The organism is Streptomyces synnematoformans (assembly GCF_039531005.1).
GTDB lineage: Bacteria > Actinomycetota > Actinomycetes > Streptomycetales > Streptomycetaceae > Streptomyces > Streptomyces synnematoformans.
In genome coordinates this window covers 1-20,303 of record NZ_BAAAPF010000115.1, presented here as the reverse complement: position 1 = coordinate 20,303, position 20,303 = coordinate 1, and the positions used below count along the sequence as shown (strand labels likewise).

Genomic DNA, 20,303 nt, shown 5'->3' with positions numbered 1-20,303 from the left:
CACGCGGCGGACGGCCGGCGGGCCGGCGGCAGGCCGGAACCGGGCCCGCAGCGGGCCGGCGGCCCGCCCGCGGCAGACCGGGGGATCACCCGCCCCGCCGGGTGCCGCAACCGGATGTCCAACGCCGGAACTGCTACCGTTCGGCCGTATGGGTGACGCGGTGATGACGACGGCCGACAGCCGCCCCCGGCTGCTGCAGGCACTCGCCGTCGGCGCCGCCGCCACCGTGGCGGGAGCGCTGGTCCTGGGAGTCACGCAGGGCCTGGTGGGCGAGCGCGGCCTGGAACTGGGCTACTGGGCGCTGGCCCTCGGCCTCCTCGTCGGCGCCGCCGTCGGCCGCGCGGGCGAGCGGACCCGCGGCGCGGCGCTCGTGGCGATCCCCGTGGCGCTCGTGGGCGTACTCCTCACCCAGATCACGGCGACCGCGGTGTACCTCGGCACGGCCGACGTCGGCGCGGCGTACGACTTCTGGAACGCCGAGGTGCTGGGGAAGAACGACATGTCGTTCCTTCTGGTCGCCGGAGCCGAAGCGTTCCTGGTCAGCCAGCGGGTGTCCGAGATTCGAAACAAGATGTCGCAGTCGCGTCACGACTCCCCATAAGGGCTTGTTGTCGGTCCCCGCTCAACTGCTAGCGTCTCGCGCGTTGTCACTCTGACCGCGCCCACCTGTCTCCGGGTACGGCAGATCCTTAACTCCGGGGGGAAGTCCTCATGTCCCAGCCGTATCAGCAGCAACCGGGCCCCGGCGGCGCGCCGAACCAGCAGCCGTACGGTGCGCCGAACCAGCAGCCGTACGGCGCCCCAGGCCAGCAGCCGTACGGCGCGCCGGGGCAGCAGCCGTACAGCGCCCCGCCGCCCTACGCCCAGCAGCCCCCGCCGCCGCCCCCGCCCCGCACGGGCAACGTCGGCCTCGCCGTGGCCGTCGGCATCGTCGCGATGCTCGTCGGCGCCGCCATCTTCGCCGGCATCATGCGGGCCACGGCGGAGGACAACGGCGAGTACACGCTGTACGCGTACCCCGCCGCCGCGGCCGGCATCCTGGTCGGCCTCGCGTTCGGCAAGCTCGGCGGGCGGAACCCGGCGCTGCCCTTCGTCGCCGCCGTGCTCGGCATCCTCGGCGCGATCATGGGCCAGTTCCTCGGCTACGCGCTGATGATCAACCACTGGACGGACGGCCACATCGGCGTGGTGTCGGCGTTCACCGACGAGTTCGACGCGCTGAAGGAGGGCTTCAAGGAGGACTTCGACGCGATCGTGGCGGTGATGTACGCCATCGGCGGCGCGGCGGGCTTCGGGATCACGAAGCGCCTCGGCAGCAGCTGAAGCAACCGCACTCCGCAACGGCGCAGGGCCGGGGCACCGCGACGAACGCGGCCCCGGCCCTGCCTCGTTGCCGACCCGGCGGGCGCCCTACCGTACGCCCCGCACGACCCCGCCCATCCGCCCGTGCAGCAGCAGGTAGAAGACGTACAGCGACTCGCGGCCGCCCTTCCCCCGGTCGTAGCGCCGCATCGCGCGCCCCAGCGGGTTCCACACCCGCCCGTCCGGCATCCGCACTCCGACGGGCTGCTCGAAGTAGTCCCGCTGCCGGCTGTCGAGGTCGACCCAACTCCCGCCCCCGGCCCGCACCATCACCTCCCCGACGTACGCCCCGACCCCCCGCAGCGCCCGCGCCACAGTCCGCTCGTCGGCGCCCCGCCCGGCCCGTACCCCGGCCACGATCCGGTCCGCGACGCGCAGGCTCTCCACGGAGTAGTCCAGCGGCAGCCGCCGCTCCCCCCGCAACCACTCGGCCACCACCCCCTCCACGTACCGGCTCATCCCCGCCGCGTCGGGCAACTCGCTCGTCCGCTCCATGGGATTCCCCTCCAGGCTCGTCGACTGTGCCTCCACAAGGACAGCGCCGGGACCCCGCTGAAACGTCACGCCCGCGGAGCGTGACACTTCCCACGCACATGGTGACGACCCAGGTCTGGACAAACCCCCGACCTGCCAGGGACGGCAACCCGCCGCACTCTCCGCGCTCTCCACACCCTCTGCACCCTCCGCACCCCGCGACCGTCAGCCGAAGACCAGGGCCCGGAACGCGTCGCAGATCCCGGCGAGGGGCTGCCGCCGGCGCGAGTAGTAGACCTTGTTGGTGAGGAGCACGGCCCAGCGTTCCAGCCGCGGGCAGCCACATGGCGGTGCCGGTGAAGCCGGAGTGCATCCAGATGCCGGAGGCCGGCTCCGTGCCGGGGGCGAGCTGCCACAGCAGGCCGCGGGTCGGGGTGAGCGGGTGGGTGTGGTCCCGGAGCGCCCGCGCGTAGTCCTCGCACAGCCACACCGACACCGGGCGCGCGCCGGTCCCGAAGTAGCTGTCGTTCGGCGAGGCGACGACCACGATCAGATACGAGTCCGCGGCGCGGACGCCGAAGCCGCTCTCGTGGGCGAACATGAACGGCCGCAGATACAGCGACTGGCCGGGGCCGGACGGGATCCAGTCGCGGTCCGCCCGCACCATCGCGTCCAGCGCCCTGAGGAACAGTTCCTCCGGGAGTTCGGGCATGGCCATCCGCCGCGCGGACGCCGGGAACCGGCGGGCGTGGACGTGCGGGCGCAGGACGGCCGCCGTCCCGCCGGCCGGCGGTGGGCCTTCAGTCCCTCCAGCACCGTCTGCGCGTACTGCAGCGTCAGGTTGGCCGGCTCGATGGGCAGGCGACGGTCACCATTTGAAGGCTCCCCCGCCTGAAGGCGGGGGATTCCAGCCCGGCCTTACGGCCGAACGCCCCTTACGGGCACCTTCGGGCGTGCGTGGGGATTCCAGGCTCAGGCCGCCCCCGGGGCCAGCGGCCCCGGCGGTCTTCCGCCCTCAGCACCTGCCGGGTTCCAACCTGCCCGGACCAGCATCACGCGTGCTGAGTTCTTGTCCCTCGGGGACACGGCTCCGCACGCGGTGCAGGCATAGGTTCTCTCGGAAAGAGGTAGTGCGTGCTTGGTTCTCGCTCCGCACTGCGCACAGTCCATCGTGGTGTGCGCGGGATGTACCAGGCGCACATCGCGCCCGTGCTTGCGGCCCATCTCGACCAGGGCCGCCTTCGTCGCCGCAATGGCCGCGTCCGCGGCCTTGCGTGCCATGGTCGACTTCGCCAGGAACTTGGGGCGGAAGTCCTCGACGGCTGCGCCGTCGTGGTCGCGCATCACCGCCTTGGCCCACTTACGGCCAGTGTCCTGGCGTTGCCGAGCCACCTTCTTGTGCAGCTTCGCCGCCTTCCGCTTGGCTTCCCGGTAACCCTTCGATCCGGCCCGCCCCTTGGGCGGTCGACGTCGGGCCATCATCCGCTGATACCGGTTCAGCGTCGCGGCGGCTTTCTTGCCGTACTCGGCGTGCGGCAGGTCGTAGGCGTCGTCAGTGGTGGTGGCGGTCTCGCTTACGCCCCAGTCCACACCGATCACACGGCCGATCGCGGGTAGCGCCGCGGTGGTTGCGGCGGTCACGAACGAGCCGTACCAATGTCCGCTGCTGTCTCGGTACACCCGCACCGACGACGGCGGCTTCGGCAGTTCACGTGACCACACCACCGTTACGGCGATCCCGCCAGCTAGATACAGGCGGCCATCCTTGAGGCGGAAACCGCGCTGCGTGTAGTTCAAGGACGGCAGCGCCTCACGCTTCTTCTTGTAGCGGGGCATTCCAGCCCGCTGCCGCATCGGCAACCGCGCCTTGATGTCCTTCAAGGCTTTGGCCCGCGACTTCGCGAAGTCGCGAATCACCTGCTGCTGCGGCACCGATGCGCCTCTCGCGAGCCACGGCGTACGGGCGCGGGCCTCCGTCAGCATCTTGTCGAGCTGGGCCGGGCCACACGTCACCTTCTTGCCGGTCGCCCGGTTATGCGCGTGGACGGCCTTGGACTTGGCGACCGACTCATTCCAGATCCAACGGCACCGGTCCCACTCGGCTTCAAGCTGACGCCGGGCCGTCCTCGACAAGCGCAACCGGAAAGCGTACCGGGCGTGCCCGGCCCTCTCGTTCGTCTGCGCTGCTGTCGTCATGCATCCGAACCTACCTGGATGGACTGACAATTGATCTTGGTGCGCTTGCTCACCCCGCCCGGTGATCCTCTCCGCGCGCGGCGACGACATCGACGTCGTCGTGGGACTGGAGGCCGGAGCGGACGACTACGTCGTCAAACCGGCGAGCGACGAACTCATCGAGGCCCGGATGCGCGCGGTGCTGCGCCGCGTCGCACCGCCCCTCACGTCCGCCGCCGGCTCGCCCGAGGCGTCCACCACGGTCGGCGACCTGCGGATCGACCGGACCGGGCTGCAGGTCTTCAAACACGGCGAGGACGTCACCCTCGCCCCCTCCGAACTCAAGCTGCTGCTGTTCCTGTCCGCCTCCCCCGGGCAGACCTTCAGCCGCCAGCAGCTCCTGGAGTACGTGTGGGAGCACAGCTACTACAGCGACGCCCGCCTCGTCGACGCGTGCGTCATGCGGCTGCGGGCCAAGATCGAGGACGACCCGCGCAAGCCGCGCTACGTCCAGACCGTACGCGGATTCGGCTACCGCTTCGGGCCCCTGTGAGCCGCCCCTCTCCGCACCGCCCCCCGCTGCGCCGCCGGCTCGTCCCCCGCGGCCTGCGCACCCGCCTCGTCGTCGCCTTCCTGCTGGTGTCGGCGCTGAGCGTGCTCGCCGCCGCCGCGCTCACCGTCCGCCAGGCGCGCGGCGCGACCCTGGACCGCACCCGGGACCGCGCCGTCCACGACCTGCGGGGCCAACTCGACTCGCTCGCACCGGACCTGCCGGCCCGGCCCGGCCCGCCGAGCGCGACCTGCGCGCCCTCGCCCTCCAGCTCGACCGCTCCGGCGGCTCACGCGCCTGGCACACCTCCGCCGCCTACCGCGACGGGCCCCTCGTCTCCGCCACCGGCCGGGCCGCGCCGCTGCCCGCCGGGCTGCGGGAGGCGGGGGCCCCGGCCCGGCACGCGGTCGCGCAGCGCTTCCACCACGGCGGCGACCCGTGGCTCGCCGTCGCCGTCCCCGTCATGGTCACCGACCAGCCGTCCCGCCGCTCCGGGCTCGTCGTCTACGCCGCCTTCTCGCTCGCCTCCGAGGAGCAGGACGTGTCCGCGCTCGTCGACGCGGCGCGCACCGGTGCGCTGCCGGTCGTCCTGCTCTCCGCGGTCCCCGCACTCCTCGCGGCGGGCAGCGTGCTGCGCCCGGTGCGGCGGCTGCGCTCGGCCGCCGAGAACATGGCCGCCGGCGCCCTGGACACGCGCATCGACGCCCGGGGCAACGACGAACTCGCCGACCTCGCACGCACGTTCAACGGCATGGCCGCCACCCTCCAGGCCGACGCCGAGACCCTGCGCGGCATGGAGGCCAGGGCACGCCGCTTCGCCGCCGACGTGTCGCACGAGATGCGCACGCCCCTCGCCGCCATGACCGCCGTGACCGGGGTGCTGGACGCCGACGCCGCCTCCGGACGGCTGGACCCGGAGACCGCCGAGGCGCTCGGGCTGGTCGCCGACGAGACCCGGCGGCTCGCCCGCATGGTCGACGACCTCATGGAGATCTCCCGGTTCGACGCGGGCGCCGCCGTCCTGCACCGCGACCAGATCGACATCGGCGAACTCGTCCGCAAGACCCTCTCCCTGCGCCACTGGCAGGAGCGGGTCGACGTCGACGTCGCCCCGGGGCTGCGCGCCACCGTCGACCCGCGCCGCATCGACGTCGTGCTCGCCAACCTCGTCGGCAACGCCCTGCGCCACGGCGGGCCCTCGGCCCCCGTCCACGTCCGGGCCCGCGGCAAGGGCGACCGCCTCGTCCTCACCGTCACCGACGGCGGGCCGGGCATCCCCCCGGACGTGCTCCCGCACGTCTTCGACCGCTTCACCAAGGGCGACGCGGCCCGTACCCGCAGCGAGGGCAGCGGCCTGGGCCTCGCCATCGCCGCCGAGAACGCGCGCCTGCACGGGGGCACGCTCACCGCGGCCAACGTGCCGGGCGGCGGCGCAGAGTTCACCCTGGAGCTTCCCCTCCACCTCCCCCGGGACGGAACGTGAAGGGACTCACGGGGCACACGGCCCTGCGTACGCCGTCGGTGCTGTCGGTGCTCCTCGTGCTGCCTCTGGCGGCGTCGGCCGGCTGCGGCATCGACGACAGCGGCCCCGCGGCGGCCGGGCCGCCGGCGAGCGGGCTGGCGGCGCCGGACAGCCGGGAAGCGGCCGTCACGCACGTGTACTTCTACGCCGCCACCGGCCTCGAACGCGTCTCGCGCAGCGCCGGAGCCGGGGAGGGCAGCGGCGGTACGGCCCGTCTGCAGCGCGCCATGGACCTGCTCGTCCAGGGCACCAGCCGGGCCGAACGGGACCGCGGGCTGGTCAGCTTCGTCCCGGAGAACCTCCCCGCGCCGCGCCTCGCCTCCCGCGCACGCGGCGGTGCCGAGGTGACCGTGCTGGGGGGATGGCGCCCCGCGCCCACCGCCCTGCGCCAGATCGTGTGCACGGCGGCGGACGCGGTCGGCGACGCGCAGGACTCGCCCCCCGAGGACATCGGCGTACGGGTGCAGGACACGGCGGGCCGTGCGCTGGCGACCGAGAGGTGCGTGCGCTAGCGCCGGGGCGGTGCCGCGGCACCGCGCAACCGTGTCAGCGCGAGCGCGCCACCGTCACCTCGACGCGCTGGAACTCCTTCAGCTCCGAGTACCCCGTCGTCGCCATCGCCCGCCGCAGCGCGCCGAAGAAGTTCATCGACCCGTCCGTCGTGTGCGACGGGCCCAGCAGGACCTCCTCCGTGGTCCCCACCGCGCCCAGGTTCATCACCTTTCCGCGCGGCACGTCCTCGTGCACGGCCTCCATGCCCCAGTGGTGCCCCTGCCCCGGCGCGTCCGTCGCGCGCGCCAGCGGGGAGCCCATCATCACCGCGTCCGCCCCGCACGCCACCGCCTTCGGCAGGTCGCCGGACCAGCCGACGCCGCCGTCCGCGATGACGTGCACGTAGCGGCCGCCGGACTCGTCCATGTAGTCCCGGCGGGCCGCCGCGACGTCGGCCACCGCCGTCGCCATCGGCACCTGGATGCCCAGGACGTTGCGGGTGGTGTGCGCCGCGCCGCCGCCGAAGCCGACCAGCACGCCCGCCGCGCCCGTGCGCATCAGGTGCAGCGCCGCCGTGTACGTGGCGCAGCCGCCGACGATGACCGGCACGTCGAGTTCGTAGATGAACTGCTTGAGGTTCAGCGGCTCGGCCGCCGACGAGACGTGCTCGGCGGAGACCGTCGTGCCGCGGATGACGAAGAGGTCCACGCCCGCGTCGACCACGGTCTTGGAGAACTGGGCCGTGCGCTGCGGCGACAGCGCCGCGGCCGTGACCACGCCGGACTCGCGGACCTCCGCCAGCCGCCGGCCGATCAGCTCCTCCTTGATCGGCTCGGCGTAGATGTCCTGCATCCGCCGTGTCGCGTCGTGCTCGTCGAGCGCGGCGATCTCGGCGAGCAGCGGCTCCGGGTCCTCGTAACGGGTCCACAGCCCTTCGAGGTTGAGCACGCCAAGACCGCCGAAGCGCCCGATCCTTATGGCCGCCTCCGGCGAGACGACCGAGTCCATCGGGGCGGCGAGGAAGGGCAGCTCGAAGCGGTAGGCGTCGATCTGCCAGGCGATCGAGACCTCCTTCGGGTCCCGGGTGCGCCGGCTCGGCACGATGGCGATGTCGTCGAAGGCGTACGCCTTGCGCCCGCGCTTGCCCCGGCCGATCTCGATCTCGGTCACGAATACTGCCCTTTCCAGACGGTTGCCGCCCCCAGTATCCCCCGGCGGGTCCGGTCAGGCCTTGCGGGAGTAGTTCGGGGCCTCGGTCGTCATCTGGATGTCATGCGGGTGGCTCTCCTTCAGGCCCGCGGAGGTGATGCGGACGAAGCGGCCGTGGTCCTTCATCTCCGGGACGGTGCGCCCGCCGACGTAGAACATGGACTGCCGGAGCCCGCCGATCAGCTGGTGGACGACGGAGGCGAGCGGGCCGCGGTACGGGACCTGGCCCTCGATACCCTCGGCGATCAGCTGATCGTCGCTCCTGACCTCTTCCTGGAAGTAGCGGTCCTTGGAGTACGACGTGGCGCCGCCGCGCGACTGCATCGCGCCGAGCGACCCCATGCCGCGGTACGACTTGAACTGCTTGCCGTTGATGAACAGCAGCTCGCCCGGCGACTCCTCGCAGCCCGCCAGCAGGCTGCCGAGCATCACGGTGTCCGCACCGGCGACGAGCGCCTTGGCGATGTCGCCGCTGTACTGCAGGCCGCCGTCGCCGATGACCGGCACGCCGGCGTCCCGGGCGGCGAGCGCGGCCTCGTAGATCGCGGTGACCTGCGGGACGCCGACGCCGGCGACCACGCGGGTGGTGCAGATGGAGCCGGGGCCGACGCCGACCTTGATGCCGTCGACGCCCGCGTCGACCAGCGCCTGGGCGGCGTCGCGGGTGGCGACGTTGCCGGCGACGACGTCGACGGCCGCGTTCGACTTGATCTTCGCGGCCATGTCGCCGACGAGCCGCGAGTGGCCGTGCGCGGTGTCCACGACGATGAAGTCCGCGCCGGCCTCGACGAGCGCCTGCGCGCGGTCGTACGCGTCGCCCGCGACGCCGACGGCCGCGCCGACGAGCAGGCGGCCCTCGTCGTCCTTGGCGGCGTTCGGGTACTTCTCGGCCTTCACGAAGTCCTTGACCGTGATGAGGCCCTTGAGCACGTCCCGGTCGTCGACCAGCGGCAGCTTCTCGATCTTGTGCCGGCGCAGCAGCTCCATGGCCTCCGCGCCGGAGATCCCGACCCGGCCGGTGACCAGCGGCATCGGCGTCATGATCGAGCGCACCTCGACGCTCCGGTCGGGCTCGAAGGCCATGTCGCGGTTGGTGACGATGCCGACGAGCCGGCCGCCCTCGTCGGTCACCGGCACGCCGCTGATACGGAACCGGCCGCAGAGCGCGTCCGCCTCGGCGAGGGTGGCGTCGGGGCGGATGGTGATCGGGTCGGCGACCATGCCGGACTCGGAGCGCTTGACCTGGTCGACCTTCTTGGCCTGGTCCTCGATGGAGAGGTTGCGGTGCAGCACGCCGACGCCGCCCTGGCGGGCCATGGCGATGGCCATCCGGGACTCGGTGACCCGGTCCATGGCGGCGGAGAGCAGCGGGATGTTCACCCTGACGTTCCGCGACACGCGGCTGGAGGTGTCGATCTCGCCCGGGGCCATGTCGGCGGCGCCGGGCAGCAGCAGCACGTCGTCGAAGGTGAGCCCGATGGTGGCGAACTTGTCAGGGACGTCGGCGGCGCGCTCTGTCATGACACCCTTCCGGTGGGTCTTGCCCGATGGGACTGACCATGGTAACGGCGCGCCGGGCAGGTCCGTAACGGGCCTGGTGACGGGTGCACGAAGGTACGAAGTCCGGCGGCCGGCGGGCCTTCGGTCCGTACACCGCGGGCGGCCCGCCGCTACTGGCGCGCCAGCGCCCGCAGCCTGCTCAGCGCCCGGTGCTGCGCCACCCGCACCGCGCCCGGCGTCATCCCGAGCATCCGGCCCGTCTCCTCCGCGCTGAAGCCCGCCGCGACCCGCAGCAGCAGCAGCTCCCGCTGGTTCGCCGGCAGGCTCGCCAGCAGCTGCTTCGCCCACTCGGCGTCGCTGCTCAGCAGCGCCTGCTCCTCGGGCCCCAGCGAGTCGTCCGGCCGCTCCGGCATCTCGTCGGAGGGCACGGCGGTGGAGCCGGGGCCGCGCATCGCCGCCCGCTGCAGGTCCGCGACCTTGTGCGCGGCGATGGCGAAGACGAAGGCCTCGAAGGGGCGGCCGGTGTCGCGGTAGCGCGGGAGCGCGCAGAGCACCGCGATGCAGACTTCCTGCGCGAGATCGTCGACGAAGTGCCGTGCGTCGCCCGGCAACCGGTGCAGCCGCGTGCGAACATAGCGGAGCGCCAGCGGATGCACGTGGGCCAGCAGATCGTGCGTCGCGCGCTCGTCGCCCTCGGCGGCAAGCTGTACGAGGCCCCTGATCTCGCCCGGCCTTTCGGCCGTCTGGGAAACAGTGGTCTCGTTGCCGCGCATCCGTCCATGGTGCCTCGCCCCCGAACGTTCCGCGGTATCGCGGCCGTCGTTGTAGACCGAAGCGTTATGCGCAACTGCGCGGACAGTCACCACGAGCGCCCTCCCTTCGCTTCCCCCGTCCGGGATTCCGCTGTGCCCCTTGCGCGCCGCCCACAAGAACCCATGCCTCAAGCATGCGCCTTCGCGCGCGAAACCGGGCCGTCCCGCGGCCCGCGGCCCCCGCCCGCGGGCCCGCCGCCGCGTACGGGACGGGTGCGCAGGGCCGGGGCACCGGCCCCCGGCGCGGCGGATGCGCGGCAGGTCAGCGTACGAGACCCCAGCGGAACCCGAGCGCCACGGCGTGCGCGCGGTCGGACGCGCCGAGTTTTTTGAAAAGCCTGCGCGCGTGCGTCTTCACGGTGTCCTCGGAGAGGAAGAGTTCGCGGCCGATCTCGGCGTTGGACCGCCCGTGGCTCATGCCTTCGAGCACCTGGATCTCGCGCGCCGTGAGCGTCGGCGCAGCCCCCATCTCGGTGGAGCGCAGCCGCCGCGGCGCGAGCCGCCACGTCGGGTCGGCGAGGGCCTGCGTGACGGTGGCGCGCAGCTCGGCGCGGGAGGCGTCCTTGTGCAGGTACCCGCGGGCGCCGGCGGCGACCGCGAGGGCCACGCCGTCGAGGTCCTCGGCCACGGTCAGCATGATGATCCGCGCCCCCGGGTCGGCGGAGAGCAGCCGGCGCACGGTCTCGACGCCGCCGAGGCCGGGCATCCGTACGTCCATCAGAATCAGGTCCGAACGATCGGCACCCCAGCGGCGGAGCACTTCTTCGCCGTTAGCCGCCGTCGTCACGCGCTCTACGCCGGGCACGGTCGCGACCGCGCGGCGAAGCGCCTCTCGGGCGAGTGGGGAGTCGTCGCAAACGAGGACGGAAGTCATGGCCGCCCTCCGGAGCTGATGCGCGTCACCTTGAGCCTCCAGGGCTGGTACGTATCGTCACCTTCGGCGGTCGACCGTTCATCGGGCGCGCCCGGGACGAACGCGGTCAACCGCTTCCGCACTCTCAACGACGGTCACCCGAAAGAGTTACGGGGGCTTCCGGCACCTGTGGCAACGACTGTCGCCACGGGGACCGGGGCCACACACGTCGCCACTCTAGGTGATGAACCGGTCACGGAGTAAGAGCCGCCACGCCGCGCCGCACCATGACCCGAATGCACCAATTCAGCCCGTTCTGATCAGCTGTTTTCTATTTTCACTATGAGTACTATTTACATCTGGTAAGCCCGGAGAGGTAGTGTCACGACCGTTAGGGGTCTTCCGTGGCGCTTCCAAGGTGATACAAAATGGCTGATTTCTCCCGTCTGCCGGGCCCGAACGCCGATCTGTGGGACTGGCAGCTCATCGCAGCCTGCCGCGGTGTCGACAGCTCGCTGTTCTTTCACCCGGAAGGGGAGCGGGGCGCCGCCCGCAGCGCACGGGAAGCATCCGCCAAGGAGGTGTGCATGCGCTGCCCCGTGCGCGCGGAGTGCGCGGCGCACGCGCTGGCGGTTCGTGAGCCGTACGGCGTGTGGGGCGGGCTGACGGAGGACGAGCGCGAGGAGCTGCTGGGCCGCGCCCGGCACCGGGCGCCGGCACCGGCGCCCACACACCACAACTGATTCGGTGCGCTACGGGGCGGGCGCGGCGGCCCCCGCGGCGTCGGGGGCGTCCGCGGTCTCGGGAGCACCGGCGGTCCCGGCGGTGTCCGCGTGCACGGCGGCCGTCGCCAGCCGGTCGAGCATCGCCGCCACCGTCGGCACCCGGGCCAGGTCCGGCAGCGTCAGCGCCACCACCTCCCGCCGTGCCGCCGGCGCCAGCGGCACGGTGACGACCCCACGCGGCGGCACCGCCCGCACCGCGAGCCCGGGCAGCACCGCCACCCCCAGCCCGGCGCGCACGAGGCCGACGACCGCCGGGTAGTCGTCCGTCGCGAAGTCGATACGGGGCCCGAAGCCGGCCCGTTCGCACAGCTCCACCAGGTGCCGGCGGCACCGCGGGCAGCCCGCGATCAGCGGCTCCCCGGCCAGCTCCGCCAGCTCGACCCGGCCGGCGGCCGCGGCGGGGTGGTCCTCCGGCACCAGGCAGAGCAGCCGGTCCGTGAGCAGCGGCCGGACGACGAGCCCGTCCCAGCCGTCCGCCTCCGCGTCCGACCCGGCCGCGGCGGCCGCGGCGGCCCCGCCTGTCGTGTCCGTACCCGCGTGCGCGCCCGTCCCCGTACCTGTACCTGCGTCCGCCGACGGGTAGCGGAACGCCAGCGCGATCTCGCACTCCCCCTCCCGCAGCATCCCCACCGACCGCGGCGGCTCCGCGTCCACCAGCGAGATCCGCGTCCCCGGGTGCGCCGCCCGCATCGCCGCCAGCGCGCCCGGCACGATCGTGGAACTCCCGCTCGGGAACGACACCAGCCGCACCCGCCCCGCCCGCAGCCCCGCGAGCGCCGCGACCTCCTCCTCCGCCGCGGCCAGCCCGGCGAGGATCCCGCCCGCGTGCCGCAGGAGCGCCTCCCCGGCCTCGGTCAGCCGCAGCTCCCGGCCCGCGCGGACCAGCAGCGGCGTGGCCGCCGCCTGCTCCAGCGCCCGCATCTGCTGGCTGACGGCGGGCTGGGTCAGGCCGAGTTCGCGGGCGGCGGCGGAGTACGAGCCGGTCGCGGCCACGGCCCGGAAAACGCGCAGGTGGCGGGCGTCGAACATGCCCCCAGCCTAGGCGAGTCCCGGTCGGAAACCGCTTTGAGCGCTGTCGGCGGGGGCGGTTACCGTCGAGGGATGCACCTGCTCTCCGTGAACCTCGGCCGTCCGCAGACCGCGCCCGACATCACCGACGCCCCCGGCTTCGTCACCGGCATCGACAAGCGGCCGGCCGACGGGCCCGTGCGCGTCGAGGAGCCCGGCCCCGAGGGCGTCGGCGGCAGCGGCCTCGCCGGCGACGTCGTCGGCGACCTCCGCCACCACGGGGGCACGCACCAGGCGGTGTACGCGTTCGCGCGCGAAGACCTCGACGTCTGGGCCGCCGAACTCGGCCGCGACCTGCCCAACGGCGTCTTCGGCGAGAACCTAACCACCGCCGGCGTCGACGTCTGCGGCGCGCTCATCGGCGAGCGCTGGCGGGTCGGCGCCGACCTGCTGCTGGAGGTCACCAGCTCGCGCATCCCCTGCCGCACGTTCGCCGGCTGGCTCGGCGAGCAGGGCTGGGTCAAGCGCTTCACGCAGGCGGCCCGGCCGGGCGCGTACCTGCGCGTGATCGAGCCGGGCGAGATACGCGCCGGGGACGCGGTCCGCGTCGAGCACCGCCCGGACCACGAGGTGACGGCCGCCTTCTGGTTCCGCGCGCTCACCCTGGAGCGCGAGCTGCTCCCCCGCCTCCTCGCCGCCGGCGACGCGCTGCACCCGGAGTCCCGGGAGAAGGCCCGCAAGGCGGCGGCCCAGACGGCCTGACGCCCCCGGCCCGGCGGCGCCGGGCCGGCCCGCGCTCTCGGGGGTGTCCCGGAGACGCGGCTCAGGGGCGCCTCCGGGACGTACCCGTGCCATACCCGATGCCCGCCGGGCCCTCATGTCAGAAAACTCTGACACATGACGAAGACGAACGGACGGGGGTCGCGGCTCAAGCGGGTGCTGCTCGTGCTGGCCGCGGTGGCGGCCACGGTCGTGAGCACCGTGGCCGGCGCCGGGCTGTGGCTCTACACCGGCGCGGACGTCTCCACGGTCGGCAAGGTCGACTTCCGCAACGAGCTGCTGATACCGCCGCTGGAGGAGGGCGAGGTGCAGCCGGACGGCACCCGCGTCTTCCGGCTCGGGATACGGGCGGGCGAGACGGAGTTCCGGCCCGGGCAGCCCACGCCGACCTGGGGGTTCACCAGCCCCGCGACTGCCGCCGCCGACCGCTGGCCCGGCACGTACCTCGGGCCGACGCTGCGCGCCGAGCGCGGCGAGAAGGTCCGCGTCGAGGTCGCCAACCGGCTCGACGAGCCCTCCACCGTCCACTGGCACGGCATGCACCTGCCCGCCGCCATGGACGGCGGGCCGCACCAGATGGTCGACGCCGGCGGCGCATGGGAGCCGCACTGGCCCGTCGACCAGCCCGCCGCCACCCTCTGGTACCACCCGCACCCGCACGGCGGGACCGAGCGGCACGTGCAGCGCGGGCTCGCCGGGATGTTCCTCGTGGACGACGCGCCGGCACGGCAGCTCGGCCTCCCCGACGAGTACGGGGTGAACGACCTCCCCGTCGTCGTCCAGGACGTGCGCTTCAACGGCGCCCGCTTCGACCACGGCCACCGGTTCCTGCGGAACACCGGCTTCCTGGGGGACGAGACGATGGTCAACGGCACCCTCGCCCCGTACCGGGAGGTACGCGACGAACTCGTCCGGCTGCGGCTCCTCAACGCCTCCACCGCCCGCGTCTACGACTTCGGCCTCGCCGACGACCGCGCCTTCGACCTCGTCGCCACCGACGGCGGCCTCCTCGGCGCCCCCCACCGCACCGACCGCCTGCCGCTCTCCCCCGGCGAGCGCGCCGAGATCCTCGTGCGGATGGCGCCCGGCGAACGCACCGTCCTGCGCAGCAGCCCGCCGGGCGGCGGCGACTTCTGGCAGTCCCGCTTCTCCGGCGGCGACGACTCCTTCGACGTGCTGGAGCTGCGCGCCGCCGACACCCTGCGCCCCGCCCCCGACGTACCCGCGCGGCTCGCCGACGTCGAACTGCCCGACCCGGCCGACGCCTCCCGCGAACGCCACTTCGACCTGCGCATGAGCGGCATCAACGGCGCCCCGATGGCGATGGACCGCATCGACGCCACCGTCGAGCGCGGCGCCACCGAGGTCTGGACCGTGCGCAACCGCGACGGCGTCACGCACAACTTCCACGTCCACGACGTGCAGTTCCGCGTGCTGGCGGTGGACGGCGAACCGCCGCCGCCGGAGCTGCGGGGGCGGAAGGACACCGTGTACGTGCCGAGCGGCCGGGAGGTGAAGATCGCCCTGCGCTTCGACGGGCCGCCCGACCCCGACGTGCCGTACATGTACCACTGCCATCTGCTCTCCCACGAGGACGGCGGGATGATGGGCCAGTTCGTCGTCGTGGAGCCGGGCGGGGCGGCCGGGCGGGTCCCCGGTGGGAGCGGCGGACATGCCGGACACTGAGCGCGCCCGCTAGCGTGCGGACATGACCACTGCGCTGATTACGGGATCGACGGCCGGCCTCGGCGCCGCCTTCGCGCGCCGCCTGGCCGCCTCCGGACACGACCTGGTGCTCGTCGCCAGAACGGCGGAACGGCTGCACGAGCAGGCCGCCGAACTCCACGAGCGGCACGGCGTCGAGGCCGCGGCGCTGCCCGCGGACCTGGCGACGGAGGAGGGCATCGCCGCGGTCGAGGCCCGCCTCGGCGAGGCCGGCCGGCCGGTCGACCTGCTGGTCAACAACGCGGGCTTCGGGCTCAAGGGGCGCTTCCTGCAGGTGGCGCTCGCCGACGAGCTGACGATGCTGAAGGTGCACTGCGAGGCGGTGCTGCGGCTGACGACGGCCGCGGCGGCGGCGATGCAGGAGCGGTCGCGCGGCGCGGTGGTGAACGTCGCGTCGGTGGCGGCGTTCGTGCCGCGCGGGACGTACGGGGCGAGCAAGGCGTGGGTGGTGCAGTTCACGCAGGGGGTGGCGCGGGACCTGGCGGGCAGCGGGGTGCGGCTGATGGCGCTGTGCCCGGGGTTCGTACGGACGGAGTTCCACGAGCGGGCGGGGATGGGGACGGACCGCATCCCGGGGTGGATGTGGCTCGACGCGGACCGGGTGGTGGCGGAGGCGCTGCGGGACCTGGGGCGGGGGCGGACGGTGTCGATTCCGGACCCGCGGTACAAGGCGCTGATGGGGGCGGCGAAGCTGGTGCCGCGCGGGTTGCTGGGGCGGGTGTCGTCGGGTGCGGGCAGCAAGTACGGCCCCCGCTGACCGGGGTCCAGCCCCGGCAGGGGGTGTTCCCCGACCCCGCCCCTTCCCGAACCTCAGGGGCTCCGCCCCCGAGCCCCCCGCACGCCCCCACGACCGCCGGCTCCGCCACGCAGTCGACCCCCGAGGGCTCCGCCCCGGCCCCCGCACCCGCGGCTCCGCCGCGCGGGCGGGGCCCCACCTCAGGCGGGTGGGGGCCCCGGCCCCGGCGCGGTTGCACCGCCGGGGCCGGCCGCCGCGGGCGGGAACCCGCCGGTGAGGCCGCGCGACCGTCCGCCGCCCTCACCGGAGGTCAACGCGCAGGGCCCCGCCCCGTACGTTCGCGTACGGCGCGGGGCCCTGACGGGCGCACCCGGGGCGGTTGTCCGCCGCCCCGACCGGAGGTCAGTGCGCGTGGCCGTGGCCGTGGCTGTGGCCCTGGTCCTCCTCCGGCTCCGGCTTCTCCACCACCGCGCTCTCCGTGGTCAGCAGCAGCGACGCGATGGACGCCGCGTTCTCCAGCGCGGAGCGGGTCACCTTCACCGGGTCGATGACGCCGGCCTTCACCAGGTCCCCGTACTCGCCGGTCGTGGCGTTGAAGCCCTGGCCGCCCGTCAGCTCGGCGACCTTGGAGGTGATGACGTACCCCTCCAGGCCCGCGTTCTCGGCGATCCACCGCAGCGGCTCGACCGCCGCGCGGCGGACGACCGCGACACCGGTGGCCTCGTCGCCGCTGAGGTCGAGGCTGCCCTCCAGCACCTTCGCGGCGTGCACGAGCGCCGAGCCGCCGCCGGCGACGATGCCCTCCTCGACCGCCGCGCGGGTGGCGGAGATCGCGTCCTCCAGGCGGTGCTTCTTCTCCTTCAGCTCGACCTCGGTGGCCGCGCCGACGCGGATGACGCACACGCCGCCGGCCAGCTTGGCCAGCCGCTCCTGCAGCTTCTCGCGGTCCCAGTCGGAGTCCGTGGCCTCGATCTCGGCCTTGATCTGCGCGACCCGGCCGGCGACCTCGTCGGACTTCCCGGCGCCGTCGACGATCGTCGTGTCGTCCTTGGTGACGACCACGCGGCGCGCGGTGCCCAGCACCTCCAGGCCCACCTGGTCCAGCTTGAGGCCGACCTCCTCGGAGACCACGGTGCCGCCGGTGAGGGTGGCCATGTCGCCGAGCATCGCCTTGCGGCGGTCGCCGAAGCCGGGGGCCTTGACCGCGACGGAGTTGAAGGTGCCGCGGATCTTGTTGACGACGAGGGTGGACAGGGCCTCGCCCTCCACGTCCTCGGCGACGATCAGCAGCGGCTTCGACGAGCCCGCCTGCATGACCTTCTCCAGCAGCGGCAGCAGGTCCTGGATGGAGGAGATCTTGCCCTGGGTGATCAGGATGTACGGGTCCTCCAGCACCGCCTCCATGCGATCCTGGTCGGTCACCATGTAGTGCGACAGGTAACCCTTGTCGAAGGCCATGCCCTCGGTGAAGTCCAGCTCCAGGCCGAAGGTGTTGGACTCCTCGACGGTGATGACGCCGTCCTTGCCGACCTTGTCCATGGCCTCGCCGATGAGCTGGCCCACCTGCTCGTCCTGGGCGGACAGCGCGGCGACCGCGGCGATGTCGGACTTGGAGTCGATCGGGCTGGCGGCCTTCAGCAGCTCGTCGGAGACGGCCGCGACGGCGGCGTCGATGCCGCGCTTGAGCGCGGCGGGGGAGGCGCCGGCGGCCACGTTGCGCAGGCCCTCGCGGACCAGCGCCTGGGCCAGCACGGTGGCGGTGGTGGTGCCGTCACCCGCGATGTCGTTGGTCTTGGTCGCCACCTCCTTCACGAGCTGCGCGCCCAGGTTCTCGTAAGGGTCCTCGACCTCGATCTCGCGGGCGATGGTGACGCCGTCGTTGGTGATGGTCGGGGCGCCGAACTTCTTGTCGATGACGACGTTGCGGCCACGGGGGCCGATCGTCACCTTCACGGTGTCGGCGAGCTTGTCCACGCCGCGCTCCAGAGCGCGGCGGGCGTCCTCGTCGAACTTCAGAGTCTTCGCCATGAAACGTGGGTCCTCTCAAAGGGCGCCGTAGGGAGCGCCGACGCCCCGGCCCGTTTCGGTATGTGGTGCTCGGCGAACGGATCCGGGGCGCGGCCTGGGGTGCGGAAGAAGCGGGAGCGCCCCGTTACTTCTCGATGATCGCGAGCACGTCGCGGGCAGAGAGGACGAGGTAGTCCTCGTTGTTGTACTTCACCTCGGTGCCGCCGTACTTGCTGTAGAGAACGACGTCGCCGACGGAGACGTCGAGCGGCAGGCGGTTGCCGTCCTCGAAGCGGCCCGGGCCGACGGCCAGGACGACGCCCTCCTGGGGCTTCTCCTTGGCGGTGTCCGGGATGACCAGGCCCGAGGCCGTGGTCTCCTCGGCTTCGAGCGTCTGGACCACGATGCGGTCCTCAAGCGGCTTGATGGCAACCTTGGTGCTGGCGGTCGTCACGATCCGACCTCCCCCTTCGGAGATCTCGCGGGGTTGAATGTCTGGGGTGGCGACCCAGGAGGACCCGTCGTCGCGGGTGCCGGATCCGCCTCGTCGCTGTGTTGGCACTCTCCCTCGGGGAGTGCCAGAGCCGAGGTTATGCCGCCCTTTAGCACTCGGTCAAGCCGAGTGCCAGATTGCCGCCGTCCGGGTCGCCCACCCGCCCGTACGCCCCGTACAGCTGTGCGAGCCGGGCCCCGTCCGCGTCACATGTAGTCCTCCAGCCGGGCCACCGTGTACCCCTGCCGCTGGATCTCCCGTACCAGCTCCGCCAGCACGTCCGTCATCGTCCGGCCGCCCTGCTGCCCCGGCCCCCGGAAGTGCGCCAGCACGATGTCGCCGGGGCGCAGCCGGTCGCCCTCGCGGTACTCCAGGCCGCCGGCCTTCATCTCCGCCCGCCACAGCGGCACCGCCCGTACGCCGCAGGAGGCCGCGGCCCTGAGCGTCGCCGCGTCGTACTCGCCGTAGGGCGGCCGGAAGAGCGTCGGGCGGACGCCGAAGCGGTCCGCGACGCGCTCCTGCTGGCGGCAGATCTGGCGGCGCTGCGCGGCGTACGGCAGGGAGGTGAGGTCGGGGTGGGTGAGGGTGTGGCCGTGTACGGAGTTGCCGAGGCGCTGCAGCTCCGCGAAGTAGCCGTAGTCCTCGCCGGTACCTCCCCCGACTGCGGAGTCGGCGAGGAACATGCTGAACGGCAGCCGCAGGTCCGCCGCCATGTCGATGAGCGCCGGGTCCTTGTTCACGCCGTCGTCGATGGTGACGAAGACGACCTTGTCGCGCGTCGGCACCCGGTCCACCACGGCCGGCAGCCCGGAGGGCTCCGGCCGCACGGGGCGGGCGGCCGGCGGCTCGGGCGGCGGGGCGAGGGGGCGGTCGAGGCCCCAGCGGTGGTACGCCCCGGGGGCGGCGGCGCGGCCGCCCTGGGTGGCCCCGTCGTCCCCGCCTGCCCCGCCGGGCAGCGCGCGGGGCGTGCGGCCCCCCTGCCCGGCGCCCGGCTTGCCGTCCCCGGCCCCCGCCGCGGACTCGCCGGTGGTCTCCGGGAACCACTCCTCCGTGGGCCGGGCGGCGTCCGCGCAGGCGGTGAGCGCCAGCAGGCAGGCGGCGGCTATCGCGGCGGCGGACGGCCGGCGGCGGACGGCGCGGCTGCGCCTCATACGTAGTCCTCCAAGCGAGCAACGGCGAAGCCCTCGTCGTTCGCCTTACGGAGCACCGTACGGACGACATCGGCCATCGTGCCGCCGAATTCGGAAGGACCTTCGAAGTGGGTGAGCACGATATCGCCGGGGTGGAAGGCGGTGTCCGCCCGGGAGTACGTCCAGCGGCCGGGGAACGCCTCCTGCTGCCACAGCGGCACGAGGTCGATGCCGCAGTCCTTCGCCGCGCGCAGGGTGTCGCCGTTGTAGTTGCCGTAGGGCGGGCGGAAGATCCGCGGGGCGGCGCCCATCTCGCGCCTGAGGACGCGCTGCTGGCCGCAGATCTCCTCGCGCTGCGCCGCGTAGGGCAGTTCGCGCAGGTTGGGGTGGTGGAGGGTGTGGTTGCTGACGGTGGTGCCGAGGTCCCGGAGGGCGCGGAAGTAGGCGTAGTCGTCGCGCGCGGCGTCGTCGGTGAGGAAGGCGCTGACGGGGACGTCCAGTTCGCGCAGCATGCGCAGCAGCTCGGGGTCCTTGCGGTGGCCGTCGTCGATGGTCAGGAAGATCACCCGGTCGTCGGTCGGGACCCGGGTGACGACGGGCGGCAGGCCGGGGCCGCCGTCGTCGGTCTCGAAGCCGGGTTCGGTGGCGAGCGCGGGCTTGGTGCGCGGCGGGGCGGGCGGCAGCAGCGGG

At 73.4% G+C, this 20,303-nt stretch carries 19 protein-coding genes and 1 pseudogene; 9 read left to right on the top strand and 11 right to left on the bottom strand.

Going from position 1 to position 20,303, the window contains the following annotated elements; all coding sequences use genetic code 11:
* The first annotated feature begins 148 nt into the window (after nucleotides 1-148).
* Both ABD317_RS18140 and ABD317_RS18135 read left to right on the top strand, forming a co-directional pair.
* The gene (locus ABD317_RS18140) at nucleotides 149-601 is read left to right on the top strand and encodes a hypothetical protein (RefSeq protein WP_344291007.1); all 453 of its coding nucleotides are present in this window, start codon (nucleotides 149-151) and stop codon (nucleotides 599-601) included.
* 110 nt (nucleotides 602-711) lie between these two features.
* Nucleotides 712-1,323, top strand: coding sequence for a hypothetical protein (locus ABD317_RS18135; RefSeq protein WP_344291006.1), 612 nt, complete (start codon nucleotides 712-714; stop codon nucleotides 1,321-1,323).
* Between the two features lie 87 nt (nucleotides 1,324-1,410).
* Here ABD317_RS18135 and ABD317_RS18130 read toward each other — a convergent pair whose 3' ends face one another.
* Both ABD317_RS18130 and ABD317_RS18120 read right to left on the bottom strand, forming a co-directional pair.
* Nucleotides 1,411-1,821 carry a hypothetical protein gene (locus ABD317_RS18130; RefSeq protein ID WP_344291008.1) on the bottom strand — a complete coding sequence of 137 codons (411 nt, stop codon included), beginning with the start codon at nucleotides 1,819-1,821 and terminating at the stop codon, nucleotides 1,411-1,413.
* A 987-nt stretch (nucleotides 1,822-2,808) separates the two neighbouring features.
* Nucleotides 2,809-4,032, bottom strand: a complete 1,224-nt coding sequence (locus tag ABD317_RS18120; protein ID WP_344291005.1) for an RNA-guided endonuclease InsQ/TnpB family protein — start codon at nucleotides 4,030-4,032, stop codon at nucleotides 2,809-2,811.
* A gap of 61 nt (nucleotides 4,033-4,093) precedes the next feature.
* On the opposite strand from ABD317_RS18120, the pseudogene ABD317_RS18115 reads away from it, so the two are divergent.
* The 3 genes and pseudogenes from ABD317_RS18115 to ABD317_RS18105 all read left to right on the top strand — a co-directional run.
* Nucleotides 4,094-4,564, top strand: a pseudogene (locus tag ABD317_RS18115) (winged helix-turn-helix domain-containing protein); the annotation flags it as partial.
* Nucleotides 4,565-5,024: 460 nt separating this feature from the next.
* The gene (locus tag ABD317_RS18110) at nucleotides 5,025-6,044 is read left to right on the top strand and encodes an ATP-binding protein (protein WP_344291004.1); all 1,020 of its coding nucleotides are present in this window, start codon (nucleotides 5,025-5,027) and stop codon (nucleotides 6,042-6,044) included.
* Nucleotides 6,041-6,595, top strand: a complete 555-nt coding sequence (locus tag ABD317_RS18105; RefSeq protein ID WP_344291003.1) for a hypothetical protein — start codon at nucleotides 6,041-6,043, stop codon at nucleotides 6,593-6,595. The genes ABD317_RS18110 and ABD317_RS18105 overlap by 4 nt, the downstream gene beginning before the upstream one ends.
* Before the next feature lie 34 nt (nucleotides 6,596-6,629).
* Here ABD317_RS18105 and ABD317_RS18100 read toward each other — a convergent pair whose 3' ends face one another.
* From ABD317_RS18100 to ABD317_RS18085, 4 genes are all read right to left on the bottom strand, one after another.
* Nucleotides 6,630-7,745, bottom strand: a complete 1,116-nt coding sequence (locus tag ABD317_RS18100; protein WP_344291002.1) for a GuaB3 family IMP dehydrogenase-related protein — start codon at nucleotides 7,743-7,745, stop codon at nucleotides 6,630-6,632.
* 54 nt (nucleotides 7,746-7,799) lie between these two features.
* On the bottom strand, nucleotides 7,800-9,305 hold the full coding sequence (gene guaB, locus ABD317_RS18095) for an IMP dehydrogenase (RefSeq protein WP_344291001.1): 1,506 nt from the start codon (nucleotides 9,303-9,305) through the stop codon (nucleotides 7,800-7,802).
* 149 nt (nucleotides 9,306-9,454) lie between these two features.
* Complete coding sequence (locus tag ABD317_RS18090; RefSeq protein ID WP_027756370.1) at nucleotides 9,455-10,057, bottom strand: RNA polymerase sigma factor ShbA; 603 nt, start codon at nucleotides 10,055-10,057, stop codon at nucleotides 9,455-9,457.
* Between the two features lie 301 nt (nucleotides 10,058-10,358).
* Entirely contained in the window at nucleotides 10,359-10,970 is a 612-nt protein-coding gene (locus ABD317_RS18085) for a response regulator transcription factor (protein WP_026276081.1), read from the bottom strand.
* Between the two features lie 407 nt (nucleotides 10,971-11,377).
* On the opposite strand from ABD317_RS18085, the gene ABD317_RS18080 reads away from it, so the two are divergent.
* Nucleotides 11,378-11,692: a WhiB family transcriptional regulator gene (locus tag ABD317_RS18080; protein ID WP_027756369.1), complete on the top strand. Its 315-nt coding sequence runs from the start codon at nucleotides 11,378-11,380 to the stop codon at nucleotides 11,690-11,692.
* Nucleotides 11,693-11,701: 9 nt separating this feature from the next.
* Here ABD317_RS18080 and ABD317_RS18075 read toward each other — a convergent pair whose 3' ends face one another.
* The gene (locus tag ABD317_RS18075; RefSeq protein ID WP_344291000.1) at nucleotides 11,702-12,763 is read right to left on the bottom strand and encodes a LysR family transcriptional regulator; all 1,062 of its coding nucleotides are present in this window, start codon (nucleotides 12,761-12,763) and stop codon (nucleotides 11,702-11,704) included.
* 72 nt (nucleotides 12,764-12,835) lie between these two features.
* On the opposite strand from ABD317_RS18075, the gene ABD317_RS18070 reads away from it, so the two are divergent.
* The 3 genes from ABD317_RS18070 to ABD317_RS18060 all read left to right on the top strand — a co-directional run bounded on the left by ABD317_RS18070 (nucleotide 12,836) and on the right by ABD317_RS18060 (nucleotide 16,004).
* Nucleotides 12,836-13,504, top strand: coding sequence for an MOSC domain-containing protein (locus ABD317_RS18070; RefSeq protein WP_344290999.1), 669 nt, complete (start codon nucleotides 12,836-12,838; stop codon nucleotides 13,502-13,504).
* Nucleotides 13,505-13,639: 135 nt separating this feature from the next.
* Nucleotides 13,640-15,208: a multicopper oxidase family protein gene (locus tag ABD317_RS18065; RefSeq protein WP_344290998.1), complete on the top strand. Its 1,569-nt coding sequence runs from the start codon at nucleotides 13,640-13,642 to the stop codon at nucleotides 15,206-15,208.
* A gap of 22 nt (nucleotides 15,209-15,230) precedes the next feature.
* On the top strand, nucleotides 15,231-16,004 hold the full coding sequence (locus ABD317_RS18060) for an SDR family NAD(P)-dependent oxidoreductase (RefSeq protein WP_344290997.1): 774 nt from the start codon (nucleotides 15,231-15,233) through the stop codon (nucleotides 16,002-16,004).
* A gap of 381 nt (nucleotides 16,005-16,385) precedes the next feature.
* Here the strand turns inward: ABD317_RS18060 and groL are convergent, their stop codons facing one another.
* The 4 genes from groL to ABD317_RS18040 form a co-directional block, all read right to left on the bottom strand.
* Complete coding sequence (gene groL, locus ABD317_RS18055; protein ID WP_344290996.1) at nucleotides 16,386-18,011, bottom strand: chaperonin GroEL; 1,626 nt, start codon at nucleotides 18,009-18,011, stop codon at nucleotides 16,386-16,388.
* A 124-nt stretch (nucleotides 18,012-18,135) separates the two neighbouring features.
* On the bottom strand, nucleotides 18,136-18,444 hold the full coding sequence (gene groES, locus ABD317_RS18050; RefSeq protein ID WP_027756363.1) for a co-chaperone GroES: 309 nt from the start codon (nucleotides 18,442-18,444) through the stop codon (nucleotides 18,136-18,138).
* Nucleotides 18,445-18,689: 245 nt separating this feature from the next.
* On the bottom strand, nucleotides 18,690-19,634 hold the full coding sequence (locus ABD317_RS18045) for a polysaccharide deacetylase family protein (RefSeq protein ID WP_344290995.1): 945 nt from the start codon (nucleotides 19,632-19,634) through the stop codon (nucleotides 18,690-18,692).
* The coding region (locus ABD317_RS18040; protein ID WP_344290994.1) for a polysaccharide deacetylase family protein at nucleotides 19,631-20,303 on the bottom strand (673 nt) is incomplete at its 5' end. The genes ABD317_RS18040 and ABD317_RS18045, both read right to left, overlap by 4 nt.